General features: G+C 33.0%; 26 protein-coding genes. 19 read left to right on the top strand and 7 right to left on the bottom strand.

All coding sequences use genetic code 11. The features are described from left to right. Positions 1 to 29: 29 nt before the first annotated feature. Positions 30 to 827, top strand: coding sequence for a DUF2797 domain-containing protein (locus ACFQ0R_RS10460; RefSeq protein ID WP_379658322.1), 798 nt, complete (start codon positions 30 to 32; stop codon positions 825 to 827). A 57-nt stretch (positions 828 to 884) separates the two neighbouring features. Here ACFQ0R_RS10460 and rpsU read toward each other — a convergent pair whose 3' ends face one another. Beyond that, entirely contained in the window at positions 885 to 1079 is a 195-nt protein-coding gene (gene rpsU, locus ACFQ0R_RS10455) for a 30S ribosomal protein S21 (protein WP_224453900.1), read from the bottom strand. Positions 1080 to 1169: 90 nt separating this feature from the next. Continuing rightward, positions 1170 to 1901 (bottom strand): biotin--[acetyl-CoA-carboxylase] ligase, encoded by a 732-nt coding sequence (locus tag ACFQ0R_RS10450; protein WP_379658321.1) that lies wholly within the window; start codon positions 1899 to 1901, stop codon positions 1170 to 1172. A gap of 89 nt (positions 1902 to 1990) precedes the next feature. Between ACFQ0R_RS10450 and rsfS the strand changes: the two genes are divergently transcribed. The 6 genes from rsfS to ACFQ0R_RS10420 all read left to right on the top strand — a co-directional run bounded on the left by rsfS (position 1991) and on the right by ACFQ0R_RS10420 (position 6916). Beyond that, positions 1991 to 2362 carry a ribosome silencing factor gene (gene rsfS / locus ACFQ0R_RS10445; RefSeq protein WP_379658320.1) on the top strand — a complete coding sequence of 124 codons (372 nt, stop codon included), beginning with the start codon at positions 1991 to 1993 and terminating at the stop codon, positions 2360 to 2362. A 17-nt stretch (positions 2363 to 2379) separates the two neighbouring features. Then, positions 2380 to 4443, top strand: coding sequence for an ATP-dependent zinc metalloprotease FtsH (gene ftsH / locus ACFQ0R_RS10440; RefSeq protein ID WP_379658319.1), 2064 nt, complete (start codon positions 2380 to 2382; stop codon positions 4441 to 4443). Between the two features lie 84 nt (positions 4444 to 4527). Next, positions 4528 to 5157, top strand: a complete 630-nt coding sequence (locus ACFQ0R_RS10435) for an LUD domain-containing protein (protein WP_379658318.1) — start codon at positions 4528 to 4530, stop codon at positions 5155 to 5157. 3 nt (positions 5158 to 5160) lie between these two features. Continuing rightward, the gene (locus ACFQ0R_RS10430; RefSeq protein WP_379658317.1) at positions 5161 to 5961 is read left to right on the top strand and encodes a phosphatidate cytidylyltransferase; all 801 of its coding nucleotides are present in this window, start codon (positions 5161 to 5163) and stop codon (positions 5959 to 5961) included. Continuing rightward, complete coding sequence (locus tag ACFQ0R_RS10425; protein WP_379658316.1) at positions 5951 to 6610, top strand: phosphatidylserine decarboxylase family protein; 660 nt, start codon at positions 5951 to 5953, stop codon at positions 6608 to 6610. The genes ACFQ0R_RS10430 and ACFQ0R_RS10425 overlap by 11 nt, the downstream gene beginning before the upstream one ends. After that, a complete protein-coding gene (locus tag ACFQ0R_RS10420; RefSeq protein WP_379658315.1) occupies positions 6611 to 6916 on the top strand; it encodes an acyl-CoA-binding protein in 306 nt (101 codons plus the stop codon). Positions 6917 to 6973: 57 nt separating this feature from the next. Here ACFQ0R_RS10420 and ACFQ0R_RS10415 read toward each other — a convergent pair whose 3' ends face one another. Beyond that, on the bottom strand, positions 6974 to 9601 hold the full coding sequence (locus ACFQ0R_RS10415) for a valine--tRNA ligase (protein ID WP_379658314.1): 2628 nt from the start codon (positions 9599 to 9601) through the stop codon (positions 6974 to 6976). Between the two features lie 114 nt (positions 9602 to 9715). Between ACFQ0R_RS10415 and ACFQ0R_RS10410 the strand changes: the two genes are divergently transcribed. Continuing rightward, positions 9716 to 10087 (top strand): DUF1573 domain-containing protein, encoded by a 372-nt coding sequence (locus ACFQ0R_RS10410; protein WP_379658313.1) that lies wholly within the window; start codon positions 9716 to 9718, stop codon positions 10085 to 10087. Here the strand turns inward: ACFQ0R_RS10410 and ACFQ0R_RS10405 are convergent. After that, positions 10084 to 11313 (bottom strand): aspartyl protease family protein, encoded by a 1230-nt coding sequence (locus tag ACFQ0R_RS10405; RefSeq protein WP_379658312.1) that lies wholly within the window; start codon positions 11311 to 11313, stop codon positions 10084 to 10086. The two genes, ACFQ0R_RS10410 and ACFQ0R_RS10405, sit on opposite strands and share 4 nt — an antisense overlap. A gap of 252 nt (positions 11314 to 11565) precedes the next feature. On the opposite strand from ACFQ0R_RS10405, the gene ACFQ0R_RS10400 reads away from it, so the two are divergent. From ACFQ0R_RS10400 to ACFQ0R_RS10370, 7 genes are all read left to right on the top strand, one after another. Then, positions 11566 to 12759: a pyridoxal phosphate-dependent aminotransferase gene (locus tag ACFQ0R_RS10400; RefSeq protein WP_379658311.1), complete on the top strand. Its 1194-nt coding sequence runs from the start codon at positions 11566 to 11568 to the stop codon at positions 12757 to 12759. Beyond that, the gene (gene murB, locus ACFQ0R_RS10395) at positions 12760 to 13773 is read left to right on the top strand and encodes a UDP-N-acetylmuramate dehydrogenase (RefSeq protein ID WP_379658310.1); all 1014 of its coding nucleotides are present in this window, start codon (positions 12760 to 12762) and stop codon (positions 13771 to 13773) included. Between the two features lie 85 nt (positions 13774 to 13858). Then, complete coding sequence (locus ACFQ0R_RS10390) at positions 13859 to 14065, top strand: membrane or secreted protein (RefSeq protein ID WP_379658309.1); 207 nt, start codon at positions 13859 to 13861, stop codon at positions 14063 to 14065. Positions 14066 to 14084: 19 nt separating this feature from the next. Then, on the top strand, positions 14085 to 15185 hold the full coding sequence (locus ACFQ0R_RS10385) for a glycosyltransferase (RefSeq protein ID WP_379658308.1): 1101 nt from the start codon (positions 14085 to 14087) through the stop codon (positions 15183 to 15185). After that, positions 15176 to 15736: an RNA polymerase sigma factor gene (locus ACFQ0R_RS10380; RefSeq protein WP_379658307.1), complete on the top strand. Its 561-nt coding sequence runs from the start codon at positions 15176 to 15178 to the stop codon at positions 15734 to 15736. The genes ACFQ0R_RS10385 and ACFQ0R_RS10380 overlap by 10 nt, the downstream gene beginning before the upstream one ends. A 32-nt stretch (positions 15737 to 15768) precedes the next feature. Then, positions 15769 to 15987, top strand: coding sequence for a hypothetical protein (locus ACFQ0R_RS10375; protein WP_379658306.1), 219 nt, complete (start codon positions 15769 to 15771; stop codon positions 15985 to 15987). A 252-nt stretch (positions 15988 to 16239) separates the two neighbouring features. After that, positions 16240 to 16641 (top strand): DUF4174 domain-containing protein, encoded by a 402-nt coding sequence (locus ACFQ0R_RS10370; protein WP_379658305.1) that lies wholly within the window; start codon positions 16240 to 16242, stop codon positions 16639 to 16641. Here the strand turns inward: ACFQ0R_RS10370 and ACFQ0R_RS10365 are convergent. Further along, a complete protein-coding gene (locus tag ACFQ0R_RS10365) occupies positions 16638 to 17588 on the bottom strand; it encodes a phosphoribosylaminoimidazolesuccinocarboxamide synthase (protein WP_379658304.1) in 951 nt (316 codons plus the stop codon). The genes ACFQ0R_RS10370 and ACFQ0R_RS10365 overlap by 4 nt on opposite strands. 3 nt (positions 17589 to 17591) lie before the next feature. Beyond that, positions 17592 to 18545, bottom strand: a complete 954-nt coding sequence (locus ACFQ0R_RS10360; protein ID WP_379658303.1) for a PhoH family protein — start codon at positions 18543 to 18545, stop codon at positions 17592 to 17594. Positions 18546 to 18640: 95 nt separating this feature from the next. Here ACFQ0R_RS10360 and ACFQ0R_RS10355 point away from each other — a divergent pair, with 95 nt between their 5' ends. The 4 genes from ACFQ0R_RS10355 to gldG are packed head-to-tail and all read left to right on the top strand — an operon-like array spanning position 18641 to position 22172. Further along, positions 18641 to 19471, top strand: a complete 831-nt coding sequence (locus ACFQ0R_RS10355; protein ID WP_379658302.1) for an SAM hydrolase/SAM-dependent halogenase family protein — start codon at positions 18641 to 18643, stop codon at positions 19469 to 19471. Between the two features lies 1 nt (position 19472). Then, a complete protein-coding gene (locus tag ACFQ0R_RS10350) occupies positions 19473 to 19769 on the top strand; it encodes a putative quinol monooxygenase (protein ID WP_379658301.1) in 297 nt (98 codons plus the stop codon). 1 nt (position 19770) lies between these two features. Further along, complete coding sequence (gene gldF, locus ACFQ0R_RS10345; protein ID WP_379658300.1) at positions 19771 to 20502, top strand: gliding motility-associated ABC transporter permease subunit GldF; 732 nt, start codon at positions 19771 to 19773, stop codon at positions 20500 to 20502. 11 nt (positions 20503 to 20513) lie between these two features. Then, on the top strand, positions 20514 to 22172 hold the full coding sequence (gene gldG / locus ACFQ0R_RS10340) for a gliding motility-associated ABC transporter substrate-binding protein GldG (RefSeq protein WP_379658299.1): 1659 nt from the start codon (positions 20514 to 20516) through the stop codon (positions 22170 to 22172). On the opposite strand, the gene ACFQ0R_RS10335 is transcribed toward gldG, so the two are convergent. Then, positions 22169 to 22402 (bottom strand): DUF5652 family protein, encoded by a 234-nt coding sequence (locus ACFQ0R_RS10335; RefSeq protein WP_379658298.1) that lies wholly within the window; start codon positions 22400 to 22402, stop codon positions 22169 to 22171. The two genes, gldG and ACFQ0R_RS10335, sit on opposite strands and share 4 nt — an antisense overlap. Positions 22403 to 22411: the final 9 nt, after the last annotated feature.

Below are 22411 nucleotides of genomic sequence, written 5' to 3'. Positions count from 1 at the left end.
AATCAAGAATTCATCAAACATAATAAAAAATGCAATATAGAGGAGTCTTAAGAAAAATGAAAACTGAGAATAATGAGGAGGTTGATTATTTTTTAGAATTTAAAGATGATGTGATTCATCTAAATCAACTTCTGGATAAAGAAATAGCGATCTATTTTGTAGAATATCAATGTCTCAATTGTGGAAAAAATAAAAAAATATTCAGACAGGGCTTTTGCTACGATTGCTTTCAAGAAATCCCAAATGCTGGAGAATGGATCATGCATCCAGAATTGAGCAAGGCACATTTGGATAAAGAAAACAGAGATTTGGACTACGAGAAAAAAGTTCAATTGCAACCTCATATTGTTTACTTGGCTAACTCGAGCAATATAAAGGTAGGCGTAACCCGTAAAAGCCAGATTCCTACACGATGGATTGACCAAGGTGCGCATGAAGCTATTGCGATTCTGGAAACACCAAACCGGTATTTAGCTGGTATTACTGAAGTTGAATTAAAGAAGCATGTAGCAGACAAAACCAATTGGCGAACAATGCTCAAAAATGAAATTCAAGATAAGAATCTTGAAGAAGAACGAGAAAAACTGAAAGAATTCATACCAGATGAGGCGAGAGATTATTATTTATCATCTAGTCATGAATGTAATATAAATTTCCCTGTTCTAGAATATCCGAAAAAATTGAAAAGCCTCAATTTAGAAAAAAATAATACTTATAGGGGGAGACTGAAAGGCATCAAAGGACAATATCTGATTTTTGAGAATGACATTGTATTTAATGTGAGAAATAGTGAAGGTTATGTAATAGATTTTGAAATATTATCATAAATAAAAACACCCTGTGACAAAACTATCACAGGGTTATAATAAAACTAAAAAAAACTACTACATATTTTCCTTCTCTCTCAAAGACTGGATGTACTGTGCTTTCTTAAGATTTTGTCTTTTTTCAACAGATTTTTTCGTGAATTGTTTTTTGTCACGAAGTGTTTGAAGAACTTTAGTATCTCTAAACTTTCGTTTTAAGCGTTTTAGAGCTCTTTCAATTTTTTCACCATCTTTTACTTTAACTACTAACATATAATGATTAATTATTTACAGTTGACTTAAAATTTTTGAATTGCAAATATAGGTATTTCATTCATTAATAAAGCATCAAAATCATATTTTTCAATATTTAATTTGAATTTCTTTTACATCGTAAGATTCTAATCTATCTTCTTCGAATTCAACCACTAACCTACCATAATTATCTATTCCTCTTATTAAACCTTGAGCAAGGTCACCGTTTGGAAATTGAAGCATTGTTACTTTTTCAAATTTAAATAAAGAATCGTAGTACAGTGAAAGAATAGATTTTAAACTTAAAGCATTGAATAGATGCGGTATTTTTTCGAATTCAATTAATAAATCACTTAATAAAACATCAAGATCAAAAACCCTGTTGCTCATAATTTTCATTGAGGATGCTTTTGGAAGATTTGAAAATTGATCTTGATTCACATTAAGACCAACTCCAACTACGCTAGCACCTTCTTTATTTTGGGTAATCATGTTTTCTATTAATATTCCACCAATTTTAAACTGACGTGACAGGATGTCGTTTGGCCATTTTATTGAAAGTTTTGGGATGTCATACGTGTTTAGTACTTTCTTGATAGCTAAAGCAACGAGAGCACTTAACTTAAAGGTATCTTTATAAATAGACTTCAATCCTGGCAGATAAACACTAAAAGTAAGGTTTTTCCCTGGCTCACTCGACCAAGCAGTTCCTCTCTGCCCTCTACCCTCCACCTGATGGCGGGCGACTACACAGTACAATTGTTTTTGAGAATGTGTTTTCACAAACTCTTTTAAGAAGCTATTGGTAGAACTTGTGGCATCAACTTTGACTACTTTCATATGAAGGATTAGATATCGAATAATCTTTTGTTAACTGTCGCAAAAAAAGGGATTAAAAACCTATTTTTGCGTTAAAATTCAAAATTTTAATGAGTACAAAAAAAGAACAAATAGATCAACTTATTACGCATATAATACAAGGTATAGAAGACGTTAAGGGCAATAATGTTGAAATTATAGATTTAAGAGAGATTGAAAACACGGTTTGTGATTATTTCATTGTATGCTCTGGTAATTCCAATACACAAGTAGATGCTATAGAAAGCTCCGTAAGAAAAGTGGTGAGTAAAGCTATTCAAGACAAGCCATGGCATGTAGAAGGACTAGAAAATTCACAATGGGTGTTAATGGATTATGTTGATGTTGTAGTTCACATTTTTCAAAAACAAATAAGAGAATATTACGATATTGAGAGCTTGTGGGGTGACGCTAAGATAACTTCTATCGAATCTAATTACTAAATAAGACAAAAGAGAGAATGGCTAAAAAAGCAACGCAGAAAAAAAACGAAAATAAAGATCCTAAAAAGCCAAAATTTAATTCTTACTGGATTTACATAGGAATTATAGTTATCTTTTTAGGTGTACAGCTTTTTGGAGGTAGTGGTTTCAGCGAACCTGAAAAAACAAGTCCTGCTCAGTTTGAGAAATTTCTAAAAGATGGGGATGTTGATAAAGTCAATATCGTTAAAAATACCAGGGTAGCTGAAATATTCCTAACAAACGAAGCTAAATCAAAGCCAGAACACAAAGGCACAAATGAAGACCAGGTTTTTGCTTCTTCAGGAACTCCAGATTATTCTTTTGAATTTGGAGATCTTCAAAATTTTGAAAATACTATTGAAAAAATTAAAGAGGAACAAAATCTAAATACTCGTGTTTATTACGAGACAAGATCTAATTATTTTAGTGAGATACTAATTGGTTTGCTGCCTATAATTTTGATTGTCGGCATCTGGATATTCATCATGAAACGAATGAGTAAAGGTGGTGGCGGTGGTCCTGGAGGTCAAATTTTCAATATTGGCAAATCAAAAGCGAAATTGTTTGATGAAAAAAAAGACATCAAGACCTCATTTAAGGATGTTGCAGGCTTAGAAGGTGCCAAAGATGAAGTTCAGGAAATTGTTGACTTCCTCAAACATCCAGACAAATACACTAATCTTGGTGGTAAAATTCCTAAAGGAGCATTACTTGTAGGACCTCCTGGAACTGGTAAAACATTATTAGCAAAAGCTGTAGCTGGAGAAGCTGGGGTTCCATTTTTCTCATTATCTGGTTCGGATTTTGTCGAAATGTTTGTTGGTGTAGGAGCTTCTCGTGTAAGAGACCTCTTTAAGCAAGCAAAAGACAAATCCCCTTCCATAATTTTTATTGATGAGATAGATGCTATTGGAAGATCTAGAGGTAAAGGAAATATGTCTGGCTCAAACGATGAGAGAGAAAATACTTTGAATCAACTCCTCACAGAAATGGACGGTTTTGGAACTAACACAAATGTAATTGTTATAGCAGCAACCAATCGTGCAGATGTTCTTGATAAGGCATTGATGAGAGCTGGTAGATTTGATAGACAAATTTATGTCGACTTACCAGACGTAAGAGAACGTGAAGAGATTTTTGAGGTCCATTTAAAGCCTCTTAAGAAAGTAGCTGACGAATTGGAAACAGAATTTTTGGCAAAACAAACCCCTGGTTTTTCTGGAGCTGATATTGCGAATTTATGTAATGAAGCAGCATTGATTGCAGCCAGAAATAATAGTAAAGCTGTTGGAAAGCAAGATTTCTTGGATGCAGTAGACCGAATTGTAGGTGGTCTTGAAAAGAAAAATAAAATTATGTCTGTAGAAGAGAAGCGAGCTATTGCTTTTCATGAAGCAGGTCATGCTACCGTAAGCTGGATGCTAGAGTATGCTGCACCATTAGTAAAAGTTACAATTGTACCTAGAGGTCAATCACTTGGAGCTGCCTGGTATCTTCCAGAGGAACGACAAATCGTGAGGACAGAACAGATTCTTGATGAAATGTGTGCCACAATGGGAGGCCGAGCTGCAGAAAAAGTTATTTTCAATAAGATATCTACTGGAGCATTAAGTGACTTAGAGAAAGTTACAAAGCAAGCGAAAGCAATGGTAACTATTTACGGCTTAAATGACAGAATAGGTAACTTAACTTACTACGATTCCTCAGGACAATCTGAATATAATTTCACAAAACCTTATAGTGATAAAACTTCAGAGTTAATTGATGAAGAAATTTCAAAATTGATTGAAGAACAATATAAAAGGGCTATAAGTATTCTTGAAGAACATAAGGAACAATTAAATGAACTTGCTGAATTACTCTTAGAGAAAGAAGTCATTTTCAAAGACAATCTTGTAGAAATTTTTGGTGAACGTCCTTTTAAAAAGCCGGAAATGATTAATTCTTACGAGAAAAAAATTGAACAAAAGAAAAAAGACTCAACTTCAAACGATGAAAATTTAGATGATGAAAAAGATTCAGAGAAAGATGATAAAGTAGAAAGTGAATCTAATAAATAATCTAATCATCATAAAATCTTTTAAAAAAACCTGATTCTGATATTATCAATCTCAGGTTTTTTTTATATTTAAAATAATGTATATTTGAATGAAATTTATGCAATTTTTATGAACTTTCTCAAGCGCCTCTTTGGCAACGACAAAATAGGAGAAGTAACTGATGAAAATGGGAACGAGATAGGTAAATTTATGCCCAAACCTGAAATCCCTATCGACGACGAATTCATGCATAATTTTAAAAACAATGGAGGGAAGTTCTTATATTGTGAAAACAAAAACGAATTAAGACTTAACTTTTCTGAAATTTTAAAGGAAAATAAATGGGATCACACTGAAGCATATTGTAGCAATAAATCAATTTGCGAAGACTTTGATCATACACATCTAACTTTCAATAAAAATCTTGGGGCTTGCTTTTTCTTATCAGATTGTGAATTTTTAATATCAAATACTGGCGCTATACTCATGAGTTCATGTCAGTTAGGTGATAAAAAGCTATCAGACCTACCTCTCAACTTCATAATAATTGCTAAAACTAGTCAGCTTATCAAAACCATTGGCGAAGGACTTCAAAATATAAATAAGCGATATGACAGAAATCTTCCTACAAACATCACAACAATAAAAACTTTTGACGAAAACAAAGATTCTGATTTTATGAACTATGGAAGTACTCCAAAAAATTTATATTTGCTTCTATTAGAAGATTTATAGCGAATGTCTGAAATTCTTAAGAGAAGCATTACTGGTGCTTTATATATTGTCATAATAGTATCTACTGCTTTTTTGAGCCATTATTTACTCCTTCTATTTTTTACAATTGTTGGTTTTATATGTCTTAGAGAATTTCAGACATTACTTAGATTTAGGAATATCATATCTTATATTTCTTTGGTAGTCCTTCTCTATTATTTCAACTTTACAGAAGTTTACTTACCACTGTTACTAACGTATTTGGCAATGACATTGGTTGTAAAGGTTTTTTTATTGAAGGACTTATACACACTTAATGACATTCCTATCTTTGATGGGAGAAAACATTTACTTACCCTCTTTTATATAGTACCTTCAATTATTTTTCTAACCATGATTCCTGTTTATAAAGAAAACTACGAATATGTTCTCGTAGGAACTTTTGTTTTAATTTGGACGAACGATTCATTTGCATACTTAGTTGGAAAAAATTTTGGAAAAAGAAAGTTATTTGAAAGAATTTCACCTAAAAAAACAATTGAGGGATTTTTAGGAGGAGCAATAGCTTCAATTATTGTAAGTTATTTCATCTTTATGTACATCGATTTATTGTCATGGTGGGCCTGGATAATTCTCGCTATTATAGTGAGTGTTTTCGGAACACTTGGCGACTTAGTTCAGTCAAAATTTAAAAGAAAAGCAGACGTAAAAGATAGTGGGAAAATCATGCCTGGACACGGAGGAATTTTTGACAGAATGGATAGTATGCTTTTTTCTAGTACATTTGTTTTTATTTTTATTTTACTTTTAGATTATGTTTCATAAAGAGGGTTACAGAATTCTTGTTTCAAGTTTGATTGGTGTAATTATCATCAATCTTTTATCCAATTTACTTATCGATGAAAGCCAGCAATGGCTAAAAATTATGATTTTTGGTATATCATTTATATTATTCATTTTGATTGCTCAGTTTTTCAGAAATCCAAAACGAAAAATTGACAAAAACGAAAATCACATCCTAGCGCCAGTAGACGGAAAAGTAGTGGCTATAGAAAAAGTTTTCGAACCAGAATTTATAAACGAAGAGCGATTGCAAGTGTCAATATTCATGTCACCTATCAATGTTCACGTTACACGCTACCCAATAGGCGGAAAAATATTGTACAGCAAATATCATCCAGGAAAATTCCTGGTGGCATGGCATCCTAAATCTAGTGAAGAGAACGAGAGAACGACTATAGTCGTTGAAACTGAAAAGTTTGGAAATGTTCTTTACAGGCAGATTGCCGGAGCTGTAGCTAGACGAATTGTCAACTATGCAAAAAAAGATGATATAGCTGTTCAGGGGGAAGATTCTGGCTTTATCAAGTTTGGATCTAGAGTAGATTTGTTTTTACCCGTTAATGCTGAAATTACAGTAAATATAAATGATGTGGTAAGAGGTGGTAATTCTATTATTTCAAAAATGGCTTAAATGAATCTAGAAAAATATTCTGAAGAAGATTTAGATCGTCTTTTCAAAGTAGCATATTCTAAAGTAAGTGGAACCAATAAAAAATTCCCTCAAGATGTCTTGCTCTATTTCTATGCCTTTTATAAACATGCAAAAAGTGATTCTGACCTAAAAGTTACTCAAAATCCAATAAATGATAAAGAATTAATTAGTGCTTTCAAAGCCAATGCTATGTTTCAAGTAAAAAAATTTTCTCAAAAAGAATCTAAAATAAAGTATATAAAACTCGCAAATAAATATTTGGGAGATGAGTTTCAAATAGAATAAAAAAAGAGCAACTAAATTTAGTCGCTCTTTTTTGTTCAATCTTATATCATCTTAAATCTACAAATTTTCCAAACTCTTTGTGATAGTTTGAATTTGCGCTAAAGCATCTTCTTTCTTTTGCTTTTCGATATCTACAACTTTCTCTGGAGCATTACTTACAAATCTTTCGTTTGAAAGTTTTTTCTCAACAGATCTTAAAAAGCCTTCATAATACTTCAATTCCTCTTTCAGTTTCTCTTTTTCAGCCTCAACATCTATAGCCCCTTCTACTGGTATAAAGTATTCATTTGATTTCACTCTGAATGTAAGACTTCCTTCAACTGGAGAATCAGTATAAGAAAGATTTTCAATGTTTCCCAATTTTAAAATCACAGGATCCAAATTCTTAGAAGCCGATTCGTTGTTGATAACCACTAAATCTATTTGGTTTTTGAAGGCTATATTTTTTTCTTTTCGTATAGTTCTTATTCCAGATATAACTTCAGAAGCAAAAGCAAATTCAGTTATTAGTTTCTCATCGTAGTCTTTTTGAGCGGGCCAAGATGAGATTGTAAGCGCCTCACTAGGTGTCCTTTCTTCAATTTGATGCCATATTTCTTCTGTGATGAAGGGCATGAAAGGATGCAAAACCTTCAAGTTATCTTCGAAAAGTCTAATTGCAGCATCTAATGTAAGTTTATCAACAGGCTGTTTATAGTCTGGTTTTATAAGTTCTAAAAACCATGAACAGAAGTCATCCCAAACTAACTTATAACTTGTCATAAGGGCGTCTGAAATTCTGTATTTGCTAAAATGATCTTCAAGCTCTCTCAATTTTTCTTGAAAGACAGATTGATACCATTCTACAGCAATTTTAGAAGATTCTGGTTGGTTAATCTCTTCGCTAACTTCCCACGAGGTAATCAGTTTGAAAGCATTCCAAATTTTATTACCAAAGCCTTTTCCTTGCTGGCATAGAGACTCGTCAAAAAGCAAATCATTACCAGCTGCATTACTAAGAAGTAAACCTACTCTCACACCGTCAGCACTATAATTATCTATTAATTCTAAGGCATCTGGAGAGTTGCCTAGAGATTTTGACATCTTTTGACGTTTTTTGTCTCTCACCAAACCTGTAAGATATACATTTTCAAAAGGTTTTTGATCAGTATACTCGTATCCTGCCATGATCATACGTGCAACCCAGAAAAATAAAATATCCGGCCCAGTGACCAAATCATTTGTAGGGTAGTAATATTTAAACTCTTTGTTATCAGGATTTCTGATACCATCAAACACACTCATAGGCCATAACCAAGAAGAGAACCAGGTATCTAAGACGTCTTCGTCTTGCTTCAAATCCTGCGAGCTTAAAGATTTTCCAGATTTTTCAATAGCTATTTTTAATGCTTCCTCTTTTGTTTTAGCAACAACGTAATCATTCTCACCATCGCCAAAATAATAAGCTGGTATTTGGTGCCCCCACCACAATTGGCGAGAAATATTCCAATCTCTTATGTTTTCCATCCAATGTTTATAAGTGTTTTCAAACTTTTTTGGATGTAATTTTATATCATCAGTTTCTAGAACAGCTTTGATTGCAGGCTGAGCAAGGTCTTTCATTTTAAGAAACCATTGATCAGACAACCTAGGTTCGATTACAGCTTTGGTTCTCTCCGATGTACCCACTTTATTGGTATAATCTTCAACCTTTAGCAAAAATCCCTGCTTATCAAGATCGCTTACAAAATTTTTCCTTGCTTCAAAACGATCCTGACCTTCGTAGTCCAATCCAAAACTGTTAAGCGTTGCATCTGGATTAAAAATATCGTAAACATCAAGCTGATGCTTCTCACCAAGTATTTTATCATTTTCATCATGAGCTGGAGTTACTTTAAGACAACCTGTACCAAACTCCATGTCCACGTATTCATCTTCAATAATTGGAATACTTCTTCCTACTAGTGGAACTATAACTTTTTTACCTTTAAGATGAGTAAATCTTTCATCGTTAGGATTTATACAAATTGCAGAATCACCAAAAATTGTTTCTGGCCTTGTTGTAGCAATAGTTAATTTCTCATCAGAATTTTCTAAACTATAAGAAACATAGTAAAGCTTACCTTGCTTCTCTTCATAAACAACTTCCTCATCGGAGAGAGTTGTCTGGGCTTCTGGATCCCAATTCACCATTCGGTAACCTCTGTAAATCAAACCTTTATTATGCAAATCAACAAATGACTGAATTACTGACTCATACATGTCCTGATCTAGTGTGAATTTTGTTCTTTGCCAGTCACAAGAAGCACCGAGCTTTTTTAGTTGATTCAAAATTCTTCCTCCATAGTCATTAGTCCATTCCCAAGCGTGACTAAGAAATTCTTCCCTGCTTAAATCTGATTTTGAAATGCCTTCAGCTTTAAGTTTTGCAACGACTTTAGCTTCTGTAGCAATAGAAGCGTGATCTGTTCCTGGAACCCAACATGCATTTTTTCCAAGCAAACGCGCTCTTCTCACGAGAACATCCTGTATTGTATTATTGAGCATATGTCCCATATGCAGTATGCCCGTGACGTTAGGAGGAGGGATTACGATAGAATAAGATTCCCTTTCATCTACTTCAGAATGAAAAAAGTTATTTTCTTCCCAGTAAGAGTACCATTTTTGTTCTGATTCTTTTGAATTATATTCTAGTTTGCTTGACATGCGATTAAGTAATTTTGAATGGCGAAATTACTGATAAGTCACTAAACTAAAAAAATTAAGATTTGAAATATGACAAGTATTTAGTGTTTTAAAAATCTTAAGTATATTTACTTTATGAAAAATCTTTTAATCCTATTTTTTACGTTCATGCCTTTGCTTTTTTTTAGTCAAGAAAACAACGGCTTAAGCTTTAAAAAGACAACTCACGATTTTGGGACTATAACGTCAAATTCTAATGTTAAAGCTATTTTCGACTTTACGAACACTTCAGACACAACTATTGAGATTTTCAAAATTCATGGTATAAATCGTTGTATTGAAATTGATTCTTCAAGTGTAAGAAAGTATGCTCCAAACGAAAAGGGCGAAATTATAGTTACATACAATTCTGACTGCAAGGGCCCTATTCGTAAAACACTAAGTATTTTTACATCTAAAAAAGATAATACAGTATCATTAAAACTTACTGGTAAAGTTTTAGATTAATTGGCAGGGAGTCTATTGAGCTGAGAGCTTAAGAAAATTTCCCTTTTTAGAATAACCTTTCCTCTCTTAAGTTCGATTTTGATACGTTTGCCCTCTTCGCTACTGAGCAAGCTATTTATTTCTTCTAAGTCCATTCTATTTACGCTCTTGCTATTTAATTTTAAAATCCGATCCCCAATTTGAATATCAACTTCTGAAGCTGGAGAATTTGGCCTTATTTTTATTACTTCAAGAATTTTTGAAACTTCCAATCGAATATCAAAATCTTTTGATGTGTTTATTTTGCTATAGTTTGATTCTTCATCTATTTTAACTAAGATAGGTGTCCTCACTGATCTTATTTCTTCACCAACAAACATTAAAATTAAACCGCTACGATCATAATTGGTATTATCTTCAAATGAAGTGCTGGGTTTAAAAAAAACATTTTGATTCTTGTAGTCAAAAAAAGTCACGAAACGTCTTAGTATTTCGCTGCCAATTATTCCATTTTTAAATCGATCTGCTGTAAATAATTTAGCCGAGGCCGAATCTATAAAAGCAACCCGAGTATCTTCTAATTCAAACTTACCAATCTTCACTGATTTAAGCTTAGATCTCTTACCACTCACAACCAGCTCTAATCCATATCCAACATAATCTTCAAAGGAATTTCCTGGTGCTCTTATCTCTTCATTTTCAAATATCCAAAAGGCATCACTTGAGCCCGTATCAAGTAAAAAAACTAACTCCTGATTTGAACCATCAAGAAATTCTACTGGTAATTTCAGGTGAGGTTTATTTCGTATAAATCTGAATTTGAACTTATCAAAACGTCTTAATTTTCGATTGAATTTTTCGTGCTGATAAATCCTTAAGCTTTTTCGATTATAATTTAACCTGAATATAAAATCTTTTAAAAAATCATAACCTATTATTCCCTGAACATTAATTCCTAGCTTACTAGCAAGGTCATATCTTGGATCAATAATATAATAGACTTCTTGGTTTTTGCCAATAATTGGCCCAAAATCTATAGTATTATCCGATGTTTTATACGCTTTCACAGGCTCCGAACTTCCGAGACTTCTCAATGATATAAATTCGGCATGCTCCAAAACTGTTGAATCTTTTACTTGTGCAAAAACTTTAGTTTTATTGACACCGGTATCTACAAGAAAATTGATAAACTCACCATTCAATAAAGCTGTAAGTATAATTAAGTTATTGACGGATTTGAACTTCAAATTCAAAGCTCTTTTATGCTGATTATCAAATTTGAATTCACTCTGAGAGTGAACTAAATTAAAGTTCAGGAGTATTAAAATTAAAAGAAAGAAAGTTTTATTTTTCAACATATTCATAAAATATTAAATATAGTATGAATTAAAGCTTCAGGAATAATTTTAGTAACTCTTTAATGCTTTTTTACATGGTTTTGAACATTGTAAATCTTGCAGTTAGTATTTAAAATCACCACATTTGTAAAAAAATAAATTATGCCTAAATTATCCTTTAAAGGGCTTGAAATGCCTCAATCTCCAATCAGAAAATTGGCTCCTTTTGCTGATAAAGCAATTGAAGAAGGTAAAAAAATATATTTTTTAAATATTGGACAACCCGATATAGCCACTCCAAAAGTTGCTTTAGATGCTGTCAAGAATAATGATTTAGAAATTTTGTCTTACAGCCCATCCTCTGGTTTTGAATCTTACAAGAAGAAGTTAGCTAACTATTACGTGAATAATGGTATCGACATCACATCCGATGACCTTATCGTTACTACCGGCGGTTCTGAAGCTCTTTTATTTACAATGGGTAGCATTACAGATCCTGGTGATGAAGTGATTATTCCAGAGCCTTTCTATGCGAATTACAACGGATTTGCTGTTGCTTCTGGGGTCACTGTAAGACCTGTAGAGTCTCATTTTGAAAATAACTTTGCCCTACCTCCTATCAGTGAATTCGAAGAGCAAATCACAGAAAGAACAAAAGCAATTATCATTTGTAATCCAGGTAATCCAACAGGTTATTTATATACAAAAGATGAAATTCAAAAATTAGCAGATTTAGCTCTTAAGCATGATTTATTTTTAGTAGCAGACGAAGTCTACAGAGAATTTGTTTACGATGGAGTTGAACATCACTCAATTATGGGATTGCCAGAATTAAAAGAACATGCTATTATGGTAGATTCTGTTTCCAAACGTTACAGCATGTGTGGTGCTAGAATTGGATGTATGGTCTCTAGAAACAAGGAGTTGATGGCTACTGCCCTTAAGTTTGCGCAAGCTAGATTAAGCCCTCCTACATTCGCACAAATTGCCAGTGAAGCAGCCTTAGATACAACTAAAGATTACTTCCTTGAAGTCAATAAAGAATATACAGACAGGAGAGACACACTTATTGAAGCATTAGAGGCAATTGATGGAGTGAGAGTAGCTAATCCTAAAGGCGCTTTTTACTGCGTTGCAGAACTCCCCGTAGAAGACACAGAAGATTTTGCTAAATGGCTGCTCTCTGAGTTTGATGTCAATGGCGAAACCGTGATGGTGGCTCCTGCTGCTGGGTTTTACTCAACACCTGGGACAGGACTTAATCAAATTAGAATAGCCTACGTTCTAGAAAAACAAAACTTATTGAAAGCAGTTTCAATATTGAAAATGGCGCTTCTGGCTTATAACAGTAAATAAATGAAGCTTGATAAAGATATTTCTTTAAAGTCTTACAATACCTTTGGAATTGATGTAAAAGCTCATCAGTTCATTTCTATTCAAAGTGAGGAAGAGCTTTTAGAAATATTAAAACGTTTTTATGCTTCAGAATTATTTGTTTTGGGTGGTGGCAGCAATATGCTCCTCACCCAAGACATTAATGAAACAGTCTTGCATGTCAATTTGAAAGGAATCGAAGTTGTAGAAGAGAATGATGACTTTGTTTTACTTAAAGCTAATGCCGGTGAAAACTGGCATAATTTTGTTTTATACTGTCTGGAGCAAGGCTATGGAGGATTAGAAAATTTGTCTTTAATTCCAGGTAATGTGGGAACTTCGCCAATTCAAAATATCGGTGCTTACGGAGTAGAATTAAAAGATGTAATGTCATATTGTGATACAATCAATAGACAAACACTAAGCAAGAAACGGTTTTACGCAGAAGATTGTCAATTTGGATACAGAGATTCAATTTTCAAATCAAAATTTAAAAATCAATACATCATTACTAGTGTTGTTTTTAAGCTAACCAAAAAGAATCATAAACTTCATATCGACTATGGCTCAATTCAAAATGAATTGAACGCTCAAGAAATTACTTCACCTACTATACAAGATGTCTCTAAAGCCATAATCGCTATAAGAAAATCTAAACTTCCTGATCCTAAGGAAATGGGGAATAGTGGAAGTTTCTTCAAAAATCCTATAGTTCCGTTTTCAATTTTAGAAAATATCCAAAGGAATTTTCCTGATGTCCCATTTTATAAGATTGATAAAAACTCTGTAAAAATTCCTGCAGGCTGGCTAATTGAAAAAACAGGTTTGAAAGGTCACAGAAAAGGAGATGCTGGCGTTCATTCTAAACAAGCATTGGTTTTAGTAAACTATGGTAATGCAAGTGGTAAGGAGGTTCAAGAATTAGCAGAACTTATTAAAAAAGAAGTTGCAATTAAATTTAATATCGACTTAGAAACTGAAGTCAACATTTTTTGAATGCAATAATTCAATTTTAAGTTAAAAAAACAAGATAATATCCCATTTCACTTTCGATAAGTTGGACTTTTATTAAATTTGCACTATGAAATTATTACTTATATCAATCGTACTTTTAGGATTAGCTGTAGCAGGTATAGCTATCAAAATTTGGGGTAAAAAAGATGGAAAATTTGCTGGAACATGCGCAAGTCAAAGTCCTTTTTTAAATAAAAGCGGTGAATCTTGTAGCTATTGTGGTAAAATGCCAGATGAACAAACGGATTGTGGTGGAGTAGATAAAACCAAATAGCAATTTAAATCTTCAATGGTTGAAATTCATACTCTTTTTATTTCTGATTTCAATCCTCTATATTTTAGTTCAGCAATACAATATTGCTTTTAAATTACTAAAGCAAAAAAAATCCTCTTCATGTTCATTACAAAATACTGATCCCGTAAGTATTATTATTTGCGCAAAAAATGAAGCGTCAAACCTATTACAAAATCTGATTCCTGTATTAGAACAAGATTATCCTCAGTTTGAAGTTATTATAGTGGATGATAAGTCAACTGATTCCACATCAGATATCGTTCAGAAATTTCAGAAAGAATTTTCAAATTTAAAATTGCTTAAATCAATAGCTGAATATTCAAATTCCAAGCGAAGTGCTTTGAAGCAAGGTATTGAAGCTTCACAGCATAGCACACTGTTATTGACAGATGCAGATTGTAGACCAATTTCAAAAAATTGGATATCGAAAATGAAAGCTGAACTCTCAGGATCAAAGTCTTGCGTCCTTGGTTATTCTCCTCACATCCGTCAATCTTCTTTTTTGAATTTAATTATTCAGTTTGAAACATTACAAACAGCTGGATTGTACTTAGCTCAAGCTATCGATAACAAAGCATACATGAGCGTTGGTCGTAATGTAATGTACACTAAAGAATTATTTCTAAAAAGTGAAAAATTCGATTATGAAAAGGACTTAACTTCAGGAGACGATGACTTATTGATTCAAAATATTGAAGATAAATCAAAGATTTCTGTATGTTTAAGTCCAGAAAGTTTTGTTCTGAGTAAACCTAAAGTATCCTGGAGTACCTGGTGGAAACAAAAGTTAAGGCACTATTCTACTGCCGCCCATTACGATACAAAGAGTCAATTATTCTTAGGTACTTATCATTTTTCTCATTTAATATTCTGGATTGGCTTTTTGATTTTAGCTTTTAGTAAATATTCAAAAACAGTATTGATGATTTTTGTAGTTTCAATACTCATAAAAAGCCTTTTTATGATAGCATATATGAGGGTTTTAAAAGTTTCTAAAGAAGTTTTATTTCTTTGGCCTATCTTAGAAGTAAGTTTACTTCTTTTGCAATTGGGCTTAGGTATACAGGGTAAACTTCAAAAACAAAAAACGTGGCAGTAACACCAGACGTACAAGAACTTATCAACAAAGCAAAAAAAGCTGATCAAAAAGCGTTTAGAGCTTTGTTAAATTATTTTTGGGATGATGTTTACAGGTTTCAATTGAAACGTACAAAAGATACTTATGAAGCTGAAGAGGTCACTGTGCAGACTTTTGCAAGGGCTTTTGATAAAATAGAAACTTACGAAAGCAGTTTTAAGTTCAAAACATGGCTCATAACGATATCAAAAAATATTCACATCGATTTAACGCGTAAACAAAAACTCAAAACATCAGAGATTGAAACTTCTGGTGTTTCGCAAATAGCAGATGCCGAGCCAACAGTAGAAGACAAGATCATCAAAGAACAAAACCTAAGTAACCTTCTAAGTCAAATCAAAGAATTACAGCCACATTATAGAGAGGTAATCGAGTTGAGATTTTTCAAGGAGATGAGTTACAAAGAAATTGCTGTCCGAACAGAACAACCCATCACCAATGTAAAAGTGAGATTACTGAGGGCCAAAAAGTTACTAGCTGAAATCATAAATCAAAAGCATAATAAGCTTTAATTTATTATATTTAAATATAAAACTTATATACCATGAAATTAACTTTCATTGGACTTATACTTGGTCTATCAACCTTACTACAAGTATACATAGACAGACGCATTGTTATCATTACTGCTTCAGAAAAAAATACTGAGTTTCAAAATTATTTAAATTGGGTAGATCGTAACTCTATGCAAATAGAAAAAAAGAAGAACTGCTGTTTACACGTTAGTAGATGGAGAGATTACAGCTGTATTAAACTCCAGTGAACAAACCGATAAATTTTTAGAAAGAAACAAAAAGAATTATACTCAAACTTCAAATCCTAAAGCATATCTAATTGATTTGCATGGGAGTCTTTTAAGACAGTATAACAACGTTTTTCAGCTACGGGGTTTGTTTGCAACTATAGACGGGAGTCAAATGCGCTATTAGAAATACATCTGAACTTTAGACTTGCGGAACATTCAAATAAATATTTTTTTCTTTGAATGGTTAATGGATTAAACGAATAATTAATTATGAAAACGATTATTGCTTTTTTACTTTTTAACTTTATGAATATGTCACAGGATTTTAATTATAGAAGAATAATAGTCCTCTCTGCAGAAGACCTCAATTCGAGAGTCAAAGAACAAATTGATAAACTTAGGAAAAACCCCATGAAACTCGAAGAAAGAAAACTAGCCGTATTTACTTTGGTAAATGGAGAGTTAACTTCAATTTTTAACGCTAGTAAAAAGAGTAAAGTATTTGTTGAAAACAACAAGACAAGTTACCCAACTTCTTCATCTATTCACGTTTTTTTAATCGGGCTTGATCAAACTGTAAAGCAAACATTTTCAGAAGTGATCGATCCCAGAGAAATCTTCGAAATAGTAGACAGCATGCCTATGCGACAGGCAGAAATGCGAAGAAATTAAGACTTTAAATAACCTTTGATGTTATTCAAAATTCTTGTTTTTATGGAAATGACATCCGCTTTTTCAAATGGTTTACCGGTGATTTTTTCATAAAGCTCTATATATCTTTCACTTATTGAAGACACAACCTCAGGCGTTAACTCTGGAATCTCTTGTCCATCTTTTCCCTGAAATCCATTATCCATCAACCACTCTCTAACGAATTCTTTGGACAATTGCTTTTGTTTTTCTCCTTCAGCTTGTCTTTCTCCGTATCCATCCTTATAAAAATAGCGGGAAGAATCGGGTGTATGGATTTCATCTATAACGACGATCCTGCCTTCTGGTGTTTTACCGAATTCATATTTGGTATCTACTAAAAGTAAACCTCTTTCATTAGCAAGATCTGTACCTCTTTGAAATAATTTTAGTGAATAATCTTCTAGAATTTTGTAGTCTTCCTGGCTTACAATGCCTTGTATGAGTATTTCTTCTTTAGAAATATCCTGATCGTGATCGCCTTGCTCTGCTTTAGTAGTTGGAGTAATAATTGGGATGTCAAACTTGTCGTTGAGTTTTAATCCTTCCTTAAGCTTCACACCACATAACTCACGTTTCCCAGCTAAGTATTCTCTAGCAACATGACCTACCAGGTAATTTCTAACAACCATTTCAACTTTGAAAGGCTCACATTTCACTCCAATGCTTACATTAGGATCTGGAACTGCCTCTAGCCAATTTGGGACGATATCTTCAGTCGCCTTAAGCATTTCTGAAGCTATTTCATTAAGAATTTGACCTTTATAGGGAATACCTTGAGGTAGAACTACATCAAAAGCACTTAACCTATCTGTAGCTACAATTACAATTTTATCGTTGGAAAGCGTATATACTTCTCTAACTTTACCTTTATAAAAATCAACTTGGTTTGGTAGTTGAAATTGAGTAGATGTAAGTGTTTTACTCATAATTTAATCTTGATTTTCTATCGCTTTATAAGCTGAAATTACTTTTTTAACAAGTCGATGACGAATTACATCTTTATCATCCAGAAAAACCATACCAATGCCTTTAATGTCTTTAAGCACCAATAAAGCCTCTTTAAGACCTGAAATAGCCCGCTTTGGCAAATCTACCTGACCAGGATCTCCGGTAATCATGAATTTTGCATTTTTCCCCATTCTAGTAAGAAACATTTTCATCTGTGGATGAGTAGTGTTCTGAGCTTCATCCAAAATCACAAAAGCATTATCCAATGTTCTTCCCCGCATAAATGCAAGAGGTGCAATCTGTATCGTCCCTTTTTCAATGTAACTCTCAAGTTTTTCTGGAGCAATCATATCTCGTAATGCATCGTAGAGCGGTTGCATATAAGGATCTAGCTTTTCTCTCAAATCCCCTGGCAGGAATCCAAGATTTTCTCCTGCTTCAACAGCTGGCCTAGTCAAAATAATTCTTCTTACCTGTTTATTTTTGAGGGCTTGCACTGCTAAAGCTACACCTGTATAGGTTTTACCAGTACCTGCGGGTCCTATAGCAAAAACCATATCATTGGTATTCATCAACTGTACGAGTTTACGCTGGTTTGCTGTCTGCGCTTTTATGAGTCTTCCTCCTACTCCATGTACTAAAATATCTCCAGTAGAAATTGGAGCGTCATAATCTGCCTTAGACTGACTTGTAAGAATTCTTTCTATGGCATTTTCATCTAACGAATTGAATTTCGAAAAATGATCTGTCAACATCTCAAAACGCTGCTCAAATTCTTCTAATCGTTCATCATCACCAAAAACTTTTATTTTATTCCCTCTCGCTACAAGCTTAAGTTGCGGATAATATTTTTTAATGAGTTCAATATTAAAATTATGATGTCCAAAAAATTCTCTTGGGTTTATTTCTGAGAGTTCTAAAATAAGTTCATTCAAAAGCGATGATTTTTGGTTAAAAATAATAAATTCGCATAGCAAATTTACGCATTTTTTTGACGAAAATGAGCTCACAACTATTAACTGTCTATTAAATGCCTATCATCACTCTTACTACAGATTTCGGACTAAAAGATCACTCTGTGGCAGCTGTTAAAGGCGCCTTATACAATGAGCTAGAGAATGTCCAAATTGTAGATATTTCTCATGAAATTTCTCCTTTCAATTATACAGAGGCAGCTTATATCATTAAAAACGCTTATCATAATTTTCCAGAAAACTCCATTCACATCATAGGAGTAGATTCTGAATTAACTCCAGAGAATAAACACCTTGCTATTTATTTAGATGGTCATTATTTTATATGTGCTGATAATGGAATTTTATCTTTGATTTCTTCTGAAATAAAACCAGATAAGATTGTTGAAATTAATATTCACAATAAATTTGAAAGGAAATCCAAAATCCTTGATGTATTCATCAGTGTAGCCACACATATTTGTAGAGGTGGTGACTTAGATGTAGTCGGAAAGGCTATTCCAAATATGAACGAGCTTACCCATGTGAAACCAATCGTGAATCAACAGGAAGATCAGATTATTGGCCATATCATCTACATTGATAATTTTGGAAATGTAGTTTCTAATATTAGCAAAAAGCTTTTTAAATCTGTTGCAAAAGGAAGAGAAGTATTAATCTCTGCTAGGTCTACTAAGTTTAAAAATGTATACTCCAATTATTCCGATGCAATTAATTTCAATGTTCCAAGAGAAAATAGAGAGATGGAAGGAAAGAAAATTGCTTTGTTTAATTCATCAGATTTTTTAGAACTTGCCATCTATAAAAGTAACCCCTTGAGTGTAGGTTGTGCTTCTAGTTTATTCGGAATAAAATATTTGGACACCCTCACCGTTAAATTTTTATAGAATGCTAGTAAGAATAGTGAAAATGCAATTTAACCCCGAAGCTATTGTAGGCTTTCGGAATCTATTTGAAGAAAATAAAGAGAAAATTCGCCAGTTTGGGGGCTGCCAACGTTTGGAACTTTATCAAGACCAAAAGGACAAGTCTATATTTTTCACTTATAGTTATTGGGAATCTGAGTCTCATTTAAATGCTTACCGTAACTCCGATTTGTTTGCTGAAGTCTGGAAAGCTACTAAAGCAAGGTTTTCAGAAAAAGCTGAAGCTTGGAGCTTAAATAAACTTGTAGAATTAGATTGATATGTTAGCAATATTCAATAAAGAATTCAACAGTTTTTTTTCTAGCCCGATCGGTTATATAGTTGCTGGTCTATTTTTGGTTTCTATAGGGAGTTTAATTTGGATAATACCAGGACCGTTTAATATTTTCGATTCAGGCTATGTTAATCTTATTCCATTTTTTGAAGCTTTACCCTGGGTTTTTGCTTTCTTAATCCCTGCAATCTGCATGCGAAGTTTTTCTGAAGAAAGAAAACAAGGCACAATGGAACTTTTACTTACAAAACCTTTAAGCCTTAATCAACTGGTGTTTGGTAAATTTCTTGGATGCTTTTGCTTAACTATTATCGCGATTTTACCTACTTTTTTATATTTAATAAGCTTATCTGCACTTACTGCCAAAGATGTAAGTGTTGATTATGGTGTTATTTTTAGCTCATATTTTGGAGTGGTTTTACTTATTTCCTGCTTTACTTCTATCGGGATTTTCGCATCTTCTATGAGTACTAATCAAATTATAGCCTTTATTTGGGGAGCTGTTATTAGTTTATTTCTATATTTTGGTTTTGATGGGTTAAGTTCAATTTCTATTGGAGATTCACAATTATATACTTTGGATTATTTTGGTATTAACTATCATTTTAAAAGTATTTCAAGAGGAATTTTAGACAGTAGAAATCTGGTTTATTTACTTAGCATTAGTATTCTATTTTTAGCACTTACACGTTTTCAACTAAAAACTATTTCAGGATGAAAACAAGTCCAATGCTAAAAAAGATTTTAGGAACTGTAATAGTGATATTACTGCTGAATGTATTGGCTTCAAAGTTTTTTACACGTGTAGATTTCACTTCAGACCAAAAATATACTCTATCAAAACCTACAATAGAATTGATAGAATCTATTGAAAGTCCAATTCTGATACAAGTCTTTCTTACAGGAGATTTACCTTCGGAATTTAAGAGGTTACAGACAGAAACTCGCTATATGCTGGAAGAACTTCGAGCTTATAATTCTAATATTAAATTCGAATTTATAGATCCTCTAGATAGCAACCTTGAGGCTATGGAAGTTGCAAACCTCTTCTACGAGCAAGGTATGCCTCCAGAATCACTGAATATTCGTGAAAATGGAAAACTTACCGAACGCGTCATATTTCCATGGGCTGTGGCTAATTACGAAAATAAGCAGGCTTCAATAAAACTCCTGCAAAAAACTTTGACACAAAGTAATTCTGAATTAATTCAAAAATCTATAGAGAATTTAGAATATGGCTTTGTGGATGCCATTACAAAACTGAATCGCAAAAGAAGTAAGAAAATCGCTATTTTAAAAGGGCAAGGAGAGCTTGAGGATAAATACATTTCAGACTTTTTGACTACACTTAAAGAATATTATCTTATTGCACCTTTTACATTAGATTCTGTCAAAAGTAATCCTAAACGAACAGTCAACCAGCTTAAAACTTACGATCTTATCATAGATGCAAAAGCAACACAGCCTTTCAGTGAAGAAAAAAATTATGCGATAGATCAATATTTAATGAGTGGTGGGAAGGCACTTTGGCTTACAGAACATGTAAATGTTGAAAAAGATAGTCTTTACAGAGCTTCAAAATCTGCATTGGCTTTACCTAGAAATTTGAACTTATATAATTTATTCTTCAAATATGGAATCAGAATCAATCCACAACTTGTGAATGATCTTTATTCTGCTCCCATCGTTTTAGCCTCAGGTAGTGGTAATTCTACTCAGCTTTCCAGATTTCCATGGTTTTACGATCCGCTTGGAAACATTGCTGACGAACACCCAATTACAAGTAATTTAAATCCAGTAAAATTTGAGTTTGCAAATCCGATAGATACTTTAAAGTCTGATCTCAATAAAACAATATTGCTTGAAAGTTCAGAACTTTCAAGAAAAATTGGAGTTCCTTCTGAAATCAATTTGAACCAAATCAATGAAGAACCAAACCAAGAACTATACACTTCAGGCAAATTTCCGATGGCAGTTTTAGTTGAAGGAGAGTTTACTTCAGCCTTTCAAGCTAAACTAAAACCATTTCAGCTAAAAAATACTTTAGACAAAAGTCCTGTGACACAACAAGTCTTTATTTCTGATGGTGATGTCATCAAAAATCAGCTTCAATCTGGAAAACCACTAGAATTAGGCTTTGACAGATACTCAGGAATAACTTATGGAAACAAAACCTTTCTTCTAAACACAGTTAATTATCTTCTTGGTGATGAAGATTTAGTGAAAACAAGAAACAAATCAATAAGCTTAGATGAAATGGATTTGAAAAAACTTGAAGCTGAAAAATTAACCTGGCAAATTTTCAACTTAGCAGTTCCTATCCTCTCCATGTTTGCTTTCGGGGCTGCGTTTCATATCTGGAGAAAAAGAAAATACAGCAAGGATTAACGCTTGAATTTATCCTTATTCCTATTGACTATTAGATATATCAAAGGCAGAATACCCAAAGAATTAATAAGCGCTAAGAAAATAAACCAAGCTACCTGCTTACGTCTTGCCGATTGCCATAAAGTGATTAGCTTTAAAATTGCGTCAACAACAATAAAGAAAAGCACAACACCTATAAGTGTTGAATATTCTTCGTAAAAGGATTGAAAATCTGGCGTAGAATTGTTCATAATTAAAAT

Source organism: Psychroflexus salinarum, from assembly GCF_042677225.1.
Lineage (GTDB): Bacteria > Bacteroidota > Bacteroidia > Flavobacteriales > Flavobacteriaceae > Psychroflexus > Psychroflexus salinarum.
Note: the sequence above shows the minus strand (reverse complement) of the source record. Positions and strands in the feature narration are given on the sequence as shown.

Excerpts from the sequence above, each read along its gene's own strand:
- murB (WP_379658310.1), top strand. The coding sequence starts at position 12,760 with ATGAAGCTTGATAAAGATATTTCTTTAAAGTCTTACAATACCTTTGGA.
- ACFQ0R_RS10370 (WP_379658305.1), top strand. The coding sequence starts at position 16,240 with ATGAAAACGATTATTGCTTTTTTACTTTTTAACTTTATGAATATGTCA.
- ACFQ0R_RS10350 (WP_379658301.1), top strand. The coding sequence starts at position 19,473 with ATGCTAGTAAGAATAGTGAAAATGCAATTTAACCCCGAAGCTATTGTA.
- ACFQ0R_RS10335 (WP_379658298.1), bottom strand. The coding sequence starts at position 22,402 with ATGAACAATTCTACGCCAGATTTTCAATCCTTTTACGAAGAATATTCA.
- ACFQ0R_RS10410 (WP_379658313.1), top strand. The coding sequence starts at position 9,716 with ATGAAAAATCTTTTAATCCTATTTTTTACGTTCATGCCTTTGCTTTTT.
- ACFQ0R_RS10450 (WP_379658321.1), bottom strand. The coding sequence starts at position 1,901 with ATGAAAGTAGTCAAAGTTGATGCCACAAGTTCTACCAATAGCTTCTTA.
- ACFQ0R_RS10425 (WP_379658316.1), top strand. The coding sequence starts at position 5,951 with ATGTTTCATAAAGAGGGTTACAGAATTCTTGTTTCAAGTTTGATTGGT.
- ACFQ0R_RS10375 (WP_379658306.1), top strand. The coding sequence starts at position 15,769 with ATGAAATTAACTTTCATTGGACTTATACTTGGTCTATCAACCTTACTA.
- ACFQ0R_RS10420 (WP_379658315.1), top strand. The coding sequence starts at position 6,611 with ATGAATCTAGAAAAATATTCTGAAGAAGATTTAGATCGTCTTTTCAAA.
- ftsH (WP_379658319.1), top strand. The coding sequence starts at position 2,380 with ATGGCTAAAAAAGCAACGCAGAAAAAAAACGAAAATAAAGATCCTAAA.
- rpsU (WP_224453900.1), bottom strand. The coding sequence starts at position 1,079 with ATGTTAGTAGTTAAAGTAAAAGATGGTGAAAAAATTGAAAGAGCTCTA.
- ACFQ0R_RS10460 (WP_379658322.1), top strand. The coding sequence starts at position 30 with ATGCAATATAGAGGAGTCTTAAGAAAAATGAAAACTGAGAATAATGAG.
- gldF (WP_379658300.1), top strand. The coding sequence starts at position 19,771 with ATGTTAGCAATATTCAATAAAGAATTCAACAGTTTTTTTTCTAGCCCG.
- ACFQ0R_RS10415 (WP_379658314.1), bottom strand. The coding sequence starts at position 9,601 with ATGTCAAGCAAACTAGAATATAATTCAAAAGAATCAGAACAAAAATGG.
- gldG (WP_379658299.1), top strand. The coding sequence starts at position 20,514 with ATGCTAAAAAAGATTTTAGGAACTGTAATAGTGATATTACTGCTGAAT.
- ACFQ0R_RS10430 (WP_379658317.1), top strand. The coding sequence starts at position 5,161 with ATGTCTGAAATTCTTAAGAGAAGCATTACTGGTGCTTTATATATTGTC.
- ACFQ0R_RS10400 (WP_379658311.1), top strand. The coding sequence starts at position 11,566 with ATGCCTAAATTATCCTTTAAAGGGCTTGAAATGCCTCAATCTCCAATC.
- rsfS (WP_379658320.1), top strand. The coding sequence starts at position 1,991 with ATGAGTACAAAAAAAGAACAAATAGATCAACTTATTACGCATATAATA.
- ACFQ0R_RS10365 (WP_379658304.1), bottom strand. The coding sequence starts at position 17,588 with ATGAGTAAAACACTTACATCTACTCAATTTCAACTACCAAACCAAGTT.
- ACFQ0R_RS10390 (WP_379658309.1), top strand. The coding sequence starts at position 13,859 with ATGAAATTATTACTTATATCAATCGTACTTTTAGGATTAGCTGTAGCA.
- ACFQ0R_RS10355 (WP_379658302.1), top strand. The coding sequence starts at position 18,641 with ATGCCTATCATCACTCTTACTACAGATTTCGGACTAAAAGATCACTCT.